The sequence below is a fragment of the Comamonas testosteroni genome (assembly GCF_014076415.1).
Lineage (GTDB): Bacteria > Pseudomonadota > Gammaproteobacteria > Burkholderiales > Burkholderiaceae_C > Comamonas > Comamonas testosteroni_F.
On sequence record NZ_CP043568.1, the window covers coordinates 5151969 to 5164705 of the forward strand.

The 12737-nt window shown below is 61.5% G+C and carries 11 protein-coding genes; all 11 read right to left on the bottom strand.

Annotated elements, in window-relative coordinates; translation table 11 throughout:
* Complete coding sequence (gene mraY / locus F0P97_RS23750) at window positions 1-1179, bottom strand: phospho-N-acetylmuramoyl-pentapeptide-transferase (protein WP_003068985.1); 1179 nt, start codon at window positions 1177-1179, stop codon at window positions 1-3.
* On the bottom strand, window positions 1170-2597 hold the full coding sequence (locus F0P97_RS23755; protein ID WP_182284573.1) for a UDP-N-acetylmuramoyl-tripeptide--D-alanyl-D-alanine ligase: 1428 nt from the start codon (window positions 2595-2597) through the stop codon (window positions 1170-1172). Before F0P97_RS23755 ends, mraY begins: the two co-directional genes overlap by 10 nt.
* Window positions 2594-4099, bottom strand: a complete 1506-nt coding sequence (locus F0P97_RS23760; protein WP_182284574.1) for a UDP-N-acetylmuramoyl-L-alanyl-D-glutamate--2,6-diaminopimelate ligase — start codon at window positions 4097-4099, stop codon at window positions 2594-2596. Before F0P97_RS23760 ends, F0P97_RS23755 begins: the two co-directional genes overlap by 4 nt.
* Window positions 4096-5844: a peptidoglycan D,D-transpeptidase FtsI family protein gene (locus F0P97_RS23765; RefSeq protein WP_182284575.1), complete on the bottom strand. Its 1749-nt coding sequence runs from the start codon at window positions 5842-5844 to the stop codon at window positions 4096-4098. The genes F0P97_RS23760 and F0P97_RS23765 overlap by 4 nt, the downstream gene beginning before the upstream one ends.
* Window positions 5841-6122 (bottom strand): cell division protein FtsL, encoded by a 282-nt coding sequence (gene ftsL / locus F0P97_RS23770; RefSeq protein ID WP_182284576.1) that lies wholly within the window; start codon window positions 6120-6122, stop codon window positions 5841-5843. Before ftsL ends, F0P97_RS23765 begins: the two co-directional genes overlap by 4 nt.
* Before the next feature lie 43 nt (window positions 6123-6165).
* Entirely contained in the window at window positions 6166-7095 is a 930-nt protein-coding gene (gene rsmH / locus F0P97_RS23775) for a 16S rRNA (cytosine(1402)-N(4))-methyltransferase RsmH (RefSeq protein ID WP_182284577.1), read from the bottom strand.
* Window positions 7096-7104: 9 nt separating this feature from the next.
* Window positions 7105-7533 carry a division/cell wall cluster transcriptional repressor MraZ gene (gene mraZ / locus F0P97_RS23780; protein ID WP_182284578.1) on the bottom strand — a complete coding sequence of 143 codons (429 nt, stop codon included), beginning with the start codon at window positions 7531-7533 and terminating at the stop codon, window positions 7105-7107.
* A gap of 354 nt (window positions 7534-7887) precedes the next feature.
* A complete protein-coding gene (hslU, locus tag F0P97_RS23785) occupies window positions 7888-9207 on the bottom strand; it encodes an ATP-dependent protease ATPase subunit HslU (RefSeq protein ID WP_182284579.1) in 1320 nt (439 codons plus the stop codon).
* A gap of 77 nt (window positions 9208-9284) precedes the next feature.
* Window positions 9285-9830, bottom strand: coding sequence for an ATP-dependent protease subunit HslV (gene hslV / locus F0P97_RS23790; protein ID WP_182284580.1), 546 nt, complete (start codon window positions 9828-9830; stop codon window positions 9285-9287).
* Between the two features lie 148 nt (window positions 9831-9978).
* Window positions 9979-11706: an STAS domain-containing protein gene (locus tag F0P97_RS23795; protein WP_182284581.1), complete on the bottom strand. Its 1728-nt coding sequence runs from the start codon at window positions 11704-11706 to the stop codon at window positions 9979-9981.
* A 46-nt stretch (window positions 11707-11752) separates the two neighbouring features.
* On the bottom strand, window positions 11753-12496 hold the full coding sequence (gene dksA / locus F0P97_RS23800) for an RNA polymerase-binding protein DksA (RefSeq protein ID WP_182284582.1): 744 nt from the start codon (window positions 12494-12496) through the stop codon (window positions 11753-11755).
* Between the last annotated feature and the right edge of the window lie 241 nt (window positions 12497-12737).

The following is a 12737-nucleotide window of genomic DNA, read 5'->3' on the forward strand; positions in this document are numbered from 1 at the left end:
TTACCTCAGCTTCAGGGTGGACAGGCCCAGCAGGCACAGCAGCATGGTGATGATCCAGAAGCGGATCACGACCTGGGTCTCCTTCCAGCCGCTCTTTTCAAAGTGGTGGTGCAGCGGCGCCATCTTCAGCAGGCGGCGGCCCTCTCCATAGCGCTTCTTGGTGTACTTGAAGTAAGTCACCTGCAGCATCACCGAGATGGCTTCCGCCACAAAGATGCCGCCCATCACGGCCAGCACGATTTCCTGGCGCACGATTACGGCAATCGTGCCCAGAGCAGCGCCCAGCGCCAGCGCACCCACATCGCCCATGAAGACCTGGGCGGGGTGTGCGTTGAACCAGAGAAAGGCCAGACCGGCGCCCGCCATGGCGCCGCAGAACACCATCAGCTCACCCGTGCCGGGGATGCTGGGAAAGAGCAGATAGCGCGCATAGGTGGCGTTGCCGGTCACATAGGCGAAGATGCCCAGGGCTGTGCCCACCATGATGACGGGCATGATGGCCAGACCGTCGAGGCCGTCGGTCAGGTTCACGGCATTGCTGGCGCCCACGATGACCAGATAGGTCATGACGATGAAGCCCAGCACGCCCAGCGGATAGCTGACTTCCTTGAAGAAGGGCACCATCAGGCCGGCCTTGGGCGGCAGGTCCATGGAAAAGCCCGACTGCACCCAGGAGACGAACAGCGCAAACACCTCGGCATTGCTGTTCTCCGAGATGCAGAACACCAGATACAGGGCGGCCAGCAGACCGATGACGGACTGCCAGAAATACTTCTCGCCCGAGCGCATGCCCTCGGGGTCCTTGTTGACGACCTTGCGCCAGTCGTCCACCCAGCCAATCGCACCAAAGCCCAGCGTGACCAGCAGCACAATCCAGACAAAGCGGTTGGACAGGTCAAACCACAGCAAGGTGGACACGGCAATCGAGAACAGAATCAGCACCCCACCCATGGTCGGCGTGCCGCTCTTGACCAGATGGGTCTCCATCGCATAGCCACGCACGGGCTGGCCGATCTTGAGTGCGGTCAGCATGCGGATGGCCTTTGGGCCGATCCACAGACCGATCAGCAAGGCGGTGACGGCGGCCAGCACGGCACGCAGAGTCAGATACTGGAAGACGCGCAGGAAGCCGAACTCCGGCGAGATTCCCTGCAGCCATTGAGCAAGCATCAGCAGCATGCGGCCTCCTCGCAGTTGCCCTGCTTCTTGTCTGCGCAGGCCTCAATGCTCTGCACCACTTGCTCCATCTTCATGAACCGCGAACCCTTGACCAACACGCTACCTACCTTGGGTAAAACTGCGCACACCGCCTGCTGAAGGGCGGCCATGCTATCAAAATGCCTAGCGCCACTGCCAAAGGCAGAGGCCGCAAACGCGCTCTGGTCACCCAGAGCAAAGAAATGGGCAATACCTGCCTGCTGCGCCAGCGCACCGGCCTCAGCATGGAATTGGGGGCCGCTATCGCCGACCTCCCCCATGTCGCCCAGCACCAGCAACTGCGGCGCGGGCAGCTCGGCCAGCACCTCAATGGCGGCAGCAACCGAGTCGGGGTTGGCGTTATAGCTGTCATCAACCACCGTAACGCCTTGACCATTGATCTGCACAGCCAGTGCGCGCGAGCGACCCGTCACAGGCTCGAAGCCGGAAAGCCCCTGTGCAATGGCAAGCAAAGGCACGCCGGCGGCATGGGCGCAGGCAGCTGCAGCCAGTGCATTGCGCACATTGTGGCGGCCGGCAATATGCAGCTGCACGGCAGCCACGCCTTGCGGGGTGTTCAGCGCAAAACTCCAGGCGCCGTCGGCCCAGACCACATCGCCAGCAAAAACCTGGGCACCGGCAACCGCCTCGCCAAACATCAGGCAGGGGCGACCGGCGCTCAGCTCGGTCCACAGCGGCGTGTATTCATCTCCAGCTGGGAAGATGGCCACGCCGTCCTTGGGCAGAAAGCGCAGCACCGAACCGTTTTCACGCGCCACGGCTTCCACCGTACCCATGAATTCCTGGTGTTCGCGCTGAGCGTTGTTGACCAGAGCCACCGTGGGCTGGCCGATGGCAGCCAGCTCGGCAATCTCGCCGGGGTGGTTCATGCCCATCTCCAGCACCGCAATGCGATGCGCGCCCGTCATGCGCAACAGGTTCAGCGGCATGCCGATGGAGTTGTTGAAATTGCCACGCGTGGCCAGCGCTGCCTCGCCCTGCCCGCCCACATGCGCGCGCAGGATGGACGCGATCATCTGCGTGACCGTGGTCTTGCCATTGCTGCCGGTCACGGCAATCAGTGGCAGATCGAACTGCGCGCGCCAGGCCCGCGCCAGCGCGCCCAGCGCCAGCAGCGTATCCGGCACTTCGATGCCGGCCATGCCTGCAGCCTCCAGCCCATGGCTGGCAATGGCAGCAACGGCACCGGAGGTCTGCGCCTGAGGCAGAAAATCATGGGCGTCAAAACGCTCGCCCTTCAGGGCCACGAACAAGTCCCCATCCTGCAGCGTACGCGTGTCGGTGTGCACGCGTGCAAGTTCAAGCTGGCCGTTGCCGACCAGGCGGGCTTGGGGGATATGCGTCTGGATCAGCTCCAGCGCTTTTGCCAGGGTCATCATGACCGGATCTTTCCTTCGCGGGCTGCGAGCGCCTTCTGCGCCTCAGCCATGTCGGAGAACGGATGGCGCACGCCCTTCGTCTCCTGATAGTCCTCATGTCCCTTGCCGGCAATCAGCACCACATCGCGCGCATCGGCACGGGCAATGGCTTGGGCAATGGCCGCCGCGCGGTCGGCCTGAACATGCAATGTCTCGCCCGCCTGCATGCCGGCCAGAATCTGGTCGATGATGCTTTCGGGCACTTCACTGCGCGGGTTGTCGCTGGTGACGAAAACGCTGTCGGCATGCACCTGGGCGGCCTGGCCCATCAACGGGCGCTTGCTGTTGTCCCTGTCGCCGCCGCAGCCGAACACGCACCACAGCTTGCCCTGACGCTGGCGCGCCGCAGGCTGCAAGGCGCGCAGGGCTTTCTCCAGCGCATCGGGTGTGTGGGCATAGTCCACGGCCACCAGAGGCTGGCCGGGCTTGACGATCTGCTGCATGCGACCCGGCACAGGCTCCAGATGGGCGCAGGCAGCCACAGCCTCTTCCAGCGTCAGGCCCAGGCAACGCAGGGCGGCCAGTACCCCCAGCAGATTGGAGACGTTGTACTGACCGACCAGACGTGTATTCATGCGCAGGCTGTGACCGGCTTCCAGCACGGTAAAGCTCAGGCCCTCGTCGCCCAGACCGATGTCCTTGGCCTGCAGGCGTGCCGGCCCCTGGATGGAGACGCTCCACACATCCATTGCGCGGCCTTGCAGCCTGGCCCAGAGCCTGGCGCCGTGTGCGTCATCGATATTGACCACGGCCGCCGGCAGGCCGGGCCAGTCGAACAGCTGGGCCTTGGCCTGCCAGTAGGCCTCCATGCTGCCGTGGTAGTCCAGGTGGTCCTGGGTGAAATTGGTGAACAGAGCCACGCGAATCTTGCTGCCATCCAGACGGTGCTCGACGATGCCGATGGACGATGCCTCGATGGCGCAGGCCGCGAGGCCCTGGTCGGCGTAGCTGCGGAACACGCGCTGCAGCAGCACCGGGTCCGGCGTGGTCATGCCCGTAGACTCCAGCGCAGGCGGTACGCCCACGCCCAGGGTGCCCACCAGCGCACAGCCGGTGCGAGCCTTGAGCGTCACCTTGGCCAGCGCATGGGCCAGCCACCAGGCTGTGGTGGTCTTGCCATTGGTGCCGGTCACGGCCAGCACGTCGAGCTCGCCACTGGGATGAGCAAACCATTGGTCGGCAATCAGTCCCGTCGCGGCCTTCAGATCCTTGAGAGCGGCAATACGGTCGCCGCTCAGGTCAAAGGCCTGCAAGCCTTCGGCCTCCACCAGCACGGCGGCAGCTCCCTGCTCCAGAGCCTTGCCCACGTAGGCTCGGCCATCAGCGGCTGCTCCGGGCCAGGCGACAAAAGCATCGCCTGCCTTGACCTTGCGGCTATCGGTCTGCAGGTCACCCTGCACACGGCTGCGCAGCCAGGCAACGGCCTCGGCTGCATTGTTCAGGATTTGAATCTGGGTGCTCATAGCACAGGCTCCTCAGCGGGTGCAGCCACGATCTGAGGCTTGACTTCCTTGTCGGGCTGAACGCCCATGAAACGCAATGTCTGCTGGACCACGTCCGCAAACACCGGGCCGGCCACCGTGCCGCCGTAGTAGGAACCGGCCGTAGGCTCGTCCACCATCACGGCCACGATGATGCGCGGCTTGTCGATGGGAGCGATGCCCGTGAACCAGGCGCGGTACTTGCCTGCGGCATAGCTCTTGCCCACCTGCTTGCGGGCAGTGCCCGATTTTCCGCCGATGGTGTAGCCCTCGGCCTGGGCCTTCTGGCCGGTACCACCAGGGCCTGCGGCCAGGCGCAACATGTGCAGCACCGCCTCTGCGTTTTCCTTGGAGATCACGCGCACGCCCACGGGAGGCTCGTTCGTTTTCAGAATCGTCGAGGGAATGACATTGCCCTCGTTGGAGAACACGGTGTAGGAGCGCGCCATCTGGAACAGCGAGGCCGACAGGCCATAGCCATAGGACATGGTGGCCTGCTCGATGGGCTTCCAGGTCTTCCAGGCACGCAGACGACCCGAGACCGCGCCCGGGAATTGAATCTGCGGTTTCTGGCCAAAGCCCAGAGCACTGAAGTACTCCCACATCTCCTGGGGCGAGAGCCTTTGCGCGACCTTGGTCGCGCCCACGTTGCTGGACTTCTGGATCACGCCCTCCACCGTCAGCGCGCCGTAGTTGTGCGTGTCGGTGATCGTGGAGCCCGTCACCGTATAGCGGCCAGGTGCGGTATCGATGATGGTGGACGGCTTGACGCGCTTGAGCTCCAGTGCCGTGGCAATGGTGATGGGCTTCATGGTCGAGCCGGGCTCGAAGGTGTCGGTCAGCGCGCGATTGCGCAGCTGCTCGCCCGTCAGGTTCTTGCGATGGCCAGGGTCATAGCTGGGATAGTTCGCCAGGGCCAGCAGCTCGCCGGTGTGCGCATCCATCACCACCACGCTGCCGGCCTTGGCTTTTTGCGACTCCACCTGCTGCTTGAGCTTCTGGTAGGCGTAGTACTGAACCTTGCTGTCGATGGACAGCTGAATGTCCTGGCCGTCCTGCGGCGGCACTTCCTCGCCCACGCCTTCGACCACACGGCCCAGGCGGTCCTTGATCACGCGACGCGAACCGGGCTTTCCGGCCAGCTCCTTGTCAAAGGCCAGTTCCATGCCTTCCTGACCATGGTCTTCCACATTGGTGAAGCCCACGATATGCGCCGCCGACTCCCCTTCGGGATACTGGCGCTTGTATTCCTTGCGGTTGTAGATGCCCTTGATATTGAGCGCCACGATCTTCTGGCCTACATCCCAGTCCAGCTGACGCTTGACCCAGACAAAGGTCTTGTCCTCGACATCCAGCTTCTCCATCAGGGAGCGCAGCGGCATGTCCATGAGGCGCGCCACCTCCTTGAGCTTCTGCTGGACTTCAGGATCCTTCAGATCCACGTCCTCGGGAATAGCCCAGATGCTGGCCGCCGGCACGCTGGAGGCAAGGATCAGGCCGTTGCGATCCAGCAAACGGCCCCGGTTGGCCGGCAGCTCCAGAGTACGCGCAAAGCGCACCAAACCCTGACGCTTGAAGAAGTCGTTGCCGAAGACCTGCACATAGGCAGCACGCGCACCCAGGCCCACAAAACCCAGCGCCAGCGCAGCCACAATGAACTTGCTGCGCCACAGCGGCGTCTTGGAGGCCAGCAAAGGGCTGGTGGTGTAGAGCACGCTGCGTGTCATCGCGCCGCTCCCGCTGCAGTCTCCTGCACGTACTGGGTGATTGCGGGGGATGCCGGCTTCATCTGCAGCTTTTCTCGCGCCACGGTCTCGATGCGCTGAGGCGTGGCCTGAGCACGCTTTTCTACCTGCAAGCGCAGCTGATCGGTCGCCAGCCGACGCGCCTCTGCCTCGGCGCGGTCCAGCTCGGTGAACAGGCGACGCGACTCATACTGGGTATGCACCAGAAAAATGGCGCTGGTCATGACCGCCAGCAGCAGCAGCAGGTTTATGCGCAGCATGGCAGCCCTCCCGCAGCCATGCGCAGAGCGGCATGGCGATGCATCATGCAGGCACCTCGGTGCGCTCGGCGACGCGCATCACGGCGGAACGCGAACGGGGATTGGCATCCACCTCGGCAGCACTGGGCTTGATGCGCTCCAGCGCCTTCAGACGCATGGGCGTGGGAGGCGCAAACGGTGCACGGCGGTCGTAGACCTCCTTGGAATGCTTGGCAATGAACTGCTTGACGATGCGATCTTCCAGCGAATGGAAGCTGATCACGGCCAGACGGCCGCCGGGGGCCAGCACGCGCAGACTGGCTTCTAGCGCTTGCTCAAGCTCCTGAAGTTCGGCATTGATGAAAATCCGAAGAGCCTGGAAGGTCCGTGTTGCCGGGTTCTGCCCAGCCTCGCGGGTCTTGACCGCGCCAGCCACGAGTTGGGCCAGCTCGGCAGTGGTGCGTAATGGGCCCTGGCTTTCGCGCCGAGCAACAATCGCCTTTGCAATGGGGCCAGCAAACCGTTCTTCGCCGTAGTCACGTATCACCTCCGCAATCTGCTGCACTTCCGCGTCTTCGAGCCACTCGGCCACGCTCTGACCACGCGTGGTGTCCATGCGCATGTCGAGGGGGCCATCAAAGCGGAAGCTGAAGCCCCGGTCCGGGTTGTCGATCTGGGGCGAGCTCACCCCCAGGTCCATCAACACGCCCTGCACACTGCCTTCGGGCAGTTCGCCCAGATGGCGAAATCCTTCATGCCGAATCGAAAAACGCGCATCGGTGATGCGCGCCGCCTCAGCAATTGCGTCCGGGTCTTTGTCGAACGCGATCAAGCGCCCCTCCGGCCCCAACCTTTGCAAAATGAGCCGGGAATGACCGCCTCGACCGAACGTCGCATCGACCCACTGGCCGGCGGGCGGCTCGGCGGCACCACCCAGCAGGGCGTCCACGGCCTCATCCAGCAAGACGGTGATATGTTGCAACGGCTGATTCACAAGCACTTCCTACAAAACAAAATCCTGGAAAGCCGCCGGCATCGGTTGCTGGCGCGCTTCCGCTTCGCGCAATTCATAAGTGGCCTTGTCCCAGACCTCGAAATGCGCCCCCATGCCCAGCATCAAGACCTCTTTGGTCAGACCTGTGGCCTCACGCAACTCGGGCGAAATCAGCAGCCGACCGGTTGCATCCATCTCCGCATCCATGGCATTGCCCAGAAAAATCCGCTTCCACCACTGAGCCGTGATCGGCAGTTGCGCGACACGTTCGCGAAACTGCAGCCACTCGGGGCGCGGAAACAGCAACAGACAGCCATCGGGATGCTTGGTGAAAGTGACCTGCCCCTCAGCCAAGGACAAAAGGGCGTCACGATGCCGGGTCGGCACCGAGAGCCGCCCCTTTCCATCGAGATTCAGCGAAGACGCCCCTTGAAACACGGCAAGTTACTCCGGTCATCTGGAGCCGCTCGTTCCCCAAAAATGGGCACGAGGGCAACTTTCACCACTTAATTGCACTTTTTTGCACTGTATCAGCAATTCAAGGTGAATCCAAACCCGAAGGAACAATTATTTGCAATGAAATCAAGTACTTAGAGAGAAAAAGAAAAGCCTTATTCTGAAAATACCTTTCCTTTACAAGCACTTAGCAAAGTCAATGCAAGTGGACTCTCATTAGGGAGCGTCAATTGCAACCATTCAATTCAATGGAAAGAACTGATTTAAGTCTCGACCTTCTCCTACAAATGCAAACTGCCCGCACAGGCGGGCAGCTCGCTTCAAGCGCTCAGTTCTTCAAAGAATGAAGCGCGACAGATCCTCATCCTTGCTCAGCATCTGCAGGCGCTGATCCACATAGGCTGCATCGATCACCACGGTCTGTCCCGAAAGCTTGGCAGCATCGAAGCTGACCTCGTCAAGCAGACGCTCCATCACTGTGGACAGGCGCCGCGCACCGATGTTCTCGGTACTCTCGTTGACGTCAAAGGCAATCGTCGCCAGACGCGTGATGCCCTCTGGCTTGAACTCCAGAGTCACGCCTTCGGTCGCCAGCAGCGCCTGATACTGCTTGACCAGGGAGGCGTGAGTCTGCATCAGAATCGCCTCGAAGTCCTGTACCGACAGAGATTCCAGTTCCACGCGAATGGGAAAGCGCCCCTGCAGCTCGGGAATCAGGTCGCTGGGCTTGGACAGGTGGAAAGCACCCGAGGCGATGAACAGAATGTGGTCAGTCTTGACCACACCGTACTTGGTCGAGACGCTGGTGCCTTCGACCAAGGGCAGCAGGTCACGCTGCACACCCTGACGCGATACATCGGAGCCACTGGTTTCCTGGCGCGTCGCCACCTTGTCGATTTCGTCGATGAAGACAATGCCGTTTTGCTCGGCATTGGCAATGGCGCGGGTCTTGACGTCTTCCTCATTGACCATCTTTGCGGCTTCCTCATCGGTCAGCAGCTTCAGGGCCTCGGCGATCTTGAGCTTGCGCGTCTTGCGCTTTTCCTGGCCCATGTGGCTGAACATGCCGCGCAGTTGCTCGGCCATCTCCTCCATGCCCTGGGGGCCCATGATCTGCACCTGAGGCATCTGCTCGGCGATGTCGATCTCGATTTCCTTGTCGTCGAGCTGACCTTCACGCAACTTCTTGCGAAAAACCTGACGCGCCGTATTGTCTGCCGGTACTTCACCGGTGCGGGCCTGCGGGATCAGCACATCGAGAATGCGCTCCTCGGCAGCATCTTCGGCGCGGGCGCGCATCTTCTTCATGTCCGACTCGCGCGTCTGCTTGACGGCAACCTCGGCCAGATCGCGGATGATGGCATCCACATCCTTGCCCACATAGCCCACTTCGGTGAACTTGGTCGCCTCGACCTTGATGAAGGGGGCATCGGCGAGCTTTGCCAGGCGGCGCGCGATCTCCGTCTTGCCCACGCCCGTAGGGCCTATCATCAGAATGTTCTTGGGCGTGATTTCCTGGCGCAGGCCCTCGGGCACCTGCTGGCGGCGCCAGCGATTGCGCAAGGCAATCGACACCGCGCGCTTGGCACCATGCTGGCCGACGATGTGCTTGTCCAGCTCGGAGACGATCTCCTGGGGAGTCATGGCAGAAGACATGTGAATTCTCAGTCAAATATGCTTCTAGCGCCCATCCATAAAGCGCCAGCAGCTATCAATTCGGATAGTCGAGGTGCTTACAGCGTCTCGATCGTGTGATTCATATTGGTGTAGATGCACAGCTCGCCGGCAATCGCCAGGGATTTGCGCACCACATCCTCAGCCGACAGCTCGGTATTGTTCAGCAAGGCCTTGGCGGCAGAATGCGCATAGGCACCGCCGGAGCCGATGGACACGATGCCCTGTTCGGGCTCCAGAACGTCGCCATTGCCGGTGATGATGAGCGAGGTCGTAGCATCGGCGACTGCCAGCATGGCTTCGAGCTTGCGCAGCACACGGTCGGTACGCCACTCCTTGGTCAGCTCGATCGCGGCGCGGGTCAGGTTGCCCTGGTGTTTTTCCAGCTTGGCCTCGAAGCGCTCGAACAGCGTGAAGGCATCTGCGGTTGCCCCCGCAAAGCCCGCCAGCACCTTGCCGTGATAGAGCTTGCGCACCTTGCGCGCCGTGCCCTTGATGACGATATTGCCCAATGTGACCTGACCATCACCGCCGATGGCGACTTGCACGCCCTCGGGAGTCTGGCGGCGCACGCTCAAAATGGTGGTGCCGTGAAACTGTTCCATCTGGGGCAGATGGGGGCAGGCAAGATCGACCTCAAGAGGTCCAGAAAAATTAAATTTGCAGCGCTTGCCGTGGACAAGGCCTCAAAACAGCCCAGCTCCAGCCAGAGACGCAGCCCTCTTCGGAGATGCTGCACAGCCACTCAGGGAGCTAGTCCCGTCTTGGAATCACCTGTGCATGCTCCTGAACGCCAACAACATTGAAGAACACCGCAAGCAACTGGTGCAACTGACTGAACTGCAACACGTGGCCCAGCTCCTGCATCTGCGCAGCCCAGTTCAGCACCGAGCCTGCGGCAGCAAAGTCCATGCGTACCAGGCGCGTGCAGTCAATGGCAATGGCTTCGCCAAGCTTGGCCTTTTCCTGAACCTCGGCCAGCCAGGGCAATGCATCGCCGTCGATCACGCCTTGCAGCGCAAAACGCGGCTGATGCTCCTTCCAGAGCATGCCTGGCTGAATCGTCTCCGGCCCCAGGAGCCGGCTATCTTTGGCACGCAGGTTCTGCGCCTGCCCTTCATTCGAGTATGCACAGACTGGATCGTCCCACGAGGGTGGAGACAACTCGTAGGTCACGCAATAGTCCAGCGCCGTCAGCTCAAATTCGTCCTGCAGATGCATCAGGCGCTGCATGGCCAGACGCAAATACCACCAGTCCTGATCAACGGCGCGATCACCGGAAGGGGTGTGCTTGCTGAGTACGGCCTGCAATCTTTCATGTCCGGCAAAGACCAGTGATCCTTTTTCGTCGGCCCATCGCTGGGTCGCATCCAGCAGCGGCTTCTTCACACCGGGGTCGAGGCTCTCCAGGGCGCTCCAGTCCATGACAGAGCTGCCGGCGCTGCGCGCCTTGCTTGCCAGCAGCGCCTTGAAAGCAGGCTCATCCAAATGCACAGGAGCCTGCCAGCGAACGCCGGTCTGCACTGCTGTGGCATCCGGCGCGGTTTCGCCAAGCCTGCCCGCCTGCTGCGGCATCACAAACCATTGCGGGGCCGAACGACCGAAACGCGCCACAAAGTCCATGGCTGCGTCTTCAAACTGAGCCTGCATGCCTGCTGCGCGGTACATATCCAGCAGTGCCAGCCAGACCTGCAACTGCGCCGGCGTATCCTGAGCACGCTCGGCGATCAAGGCCTTGAGACTGGTCTCGGCTGCGACGTTGTCACCGCTGGCAAACACAATCGCTGCGTCCTCAAGCGCAGCATCATGCTCGAAGCGCGCAAAGGATGGCGGAACCATGTTGATATCGGTTGGAGCCGAGACCTCGGTCGTGGCAAACGCCGGCGAAAAGTCTGTCTCGCCACGCAGGCCCGGCAAAGCCACAGGATTGCCCAGTCGACTTGATGGCGGCAGTTCCAGATCGCTTGGCAGCACATCCTGAAGCAGAGGCAGCGTGCTGATCGAAAGCGGCTGGCTTTTAAATACCGAAGGCATGCTGCCTCCGCCCTCAGGCAGTTGCAGCGGCATGGTCGCGGCATCAGCGGCCAGCTTGCCGCGCCACCATTGCTGGGCCATCTGCGCTTCGATCTCGTCGATCTTCTTGATGGTTTCTGCGCGCTCGCCCGGCACGGAGCTTTGGGCAGTCTGCAAAAAAGCGGAAGGCGCTAGTGGGGTCAGCGTCTCGAGTGGAGCCCTGGCAGTCACCGCCGTCTTGGACAACTGAGCCTGGCGCAGCTTGCGCAGCTGGTCAAACTCACGCTTTCGCACAAAGTCGTTCTGGCGCTTGCGCTCCAGCATTTCCTTGAGCGCCTGCTTGCTGTACTGACTTTCTTCGCTGTCCTGGTTGAGATTCTCCAAGTCGGACCAATTCACGGTCGGGTGGCGCACAAAACGCACCACCTTGGACAGCAACCCTCCCGACTTGTTTTCTTCTTTTGCCATGGTCCTCTACTTTGCTGCCTGCAGCCCCTCCAACGCCTGACGCAGATCAATCGCCGTACATCTTCTGCTTGAGTTCACGGCGCTGCTGGGCTTCCAGCGACAGTGTAGCCGTGGGGCGAGCCAGCAGTCGTCCCACACCGATGGGCTCGCCGGTCTCGTCACAGTAGCCGTAGTCACCTGCATCAATGCGGGCAATGGACTGATCGATCTTCTTGAGCAGCTTGCGCTCGCGGTCACGGGTGCGCAGCTCGAGAGCGTGCTCTTCCTCAATGGTGGCACGATCGGCAGGATCGGGCACCACGACGGTGTCTTCACGCAGGTTTTCCGCAGTCTCGCCCGCATTCACATGCATATCGTTCTTGAGCGCGACCAGCTTGCGACGGAAGTAGGCCAGCTGGGCGTCGTTCATGTAATCGTCATCAGACATGGCCAGCACTTCAGCATCGGTCAGCTCCTCTACCGACTTGGTCTTCCAGGCGTTGGCCAGCTTGGGATCTTTCTTGGGCACAGCTTGCTTTGTGTTGGTCATTGCTTTCGTATCTCTCATGGTTGCCGCTGCCCTGGCTGCCGAAGCTGCCAGGGGCGGAACATCTGTTTCAGGCTGCCGCGCTGGAGGCGATGCAGAACGCTTGGATCTGGACGATTTGGAAGATTCTCCCGCTGCTGCAGGTACCAGCACCGGGTTGTCCAACGCGGCGTCCACCAAAGAGGTCTCGACGCTGCGGGGGTGCACAGCCGCTGACGCAGCTTTGGCTGCAGCCTTGGGCAGATTACTTTTCACAGCGGTCACGTCCTGTCTCCTTACAGTACAGAGCCCTTGCAGGGCCGGATTGCTCCAACACCCTCTTTAGGGCCGGCATTGTAGCCACGCCAGTCCCCCCAGCCCGGCTCCGTTGCACATACCCCACAATTTGCAACAAAGCCTGCGCCTGTTTCGGTCAGTTTGCGAGAAATAACAGACAAACAAAACGGCCTGCTTGGCAGGCCGTCAGTCATTGTCAGCAAACCGTTAGCTTTCGCCGAAACAGCCC

Bases quoted from the DNA above. Each gene is read 5' to 3' on its own strand.
- F0P97_RS23760 (WP_182284574.1), bottom strand. From the start codon at position 4,099: ATGAGCACCCAGATTCAAATCCTGAACAATGCAGCCGAGGCCGTTGCC.
- F0P97_RS23755 (WP_182284573.1), bottom strand. From the start codon at position 2,597: ATGATGACCCTGGCAAAAGCGCTGGAGCTGATCCAGACGCATATCCCC.
- F0P97_RS23795 (WP_182284581.1), bottom strand. From the start codon at position 11,706: ATGGCAAAAGAAGAAAACAAGTCGGGAGGGTTGCTGTCCAAGGTGGTG.
- mraY (WP_003068985.1), bottom strand. From the start codon at position 1,179: ATGCTGCTGATGCTTGCTCAATGGCTGCAGGGAATCTCGCCGGAGTTC.
- F0P97_RS23765 (WP_182284575.1), bottom strand. From the start codon at position 5,844: ATGACACGCAGCGTGCTCTACACCACCAGCCCTTTGCTGGCCTCCAAG.
- hslV (WP_182284580.1), bottom strand. From the start codon at position 9,830: ATGGAACAGTTTCACGGCACCACCATTTTGAGCGTGCGCCGCCAGACT.
- ftsL (WP_182284576.1), bottom strand. From the start codon at position 6,122: ATGCTGCGCATAAACCTGCTGCTGCTGCTGGCGGTCATGACCAGCGCC.
- hslU (WP_182284579.1), bottom strand. From the start codon at position 9,207: ATGTCTTCTGCCATGACTCCCCAGGAGATCGTCTCCGAGCTGGACAAG.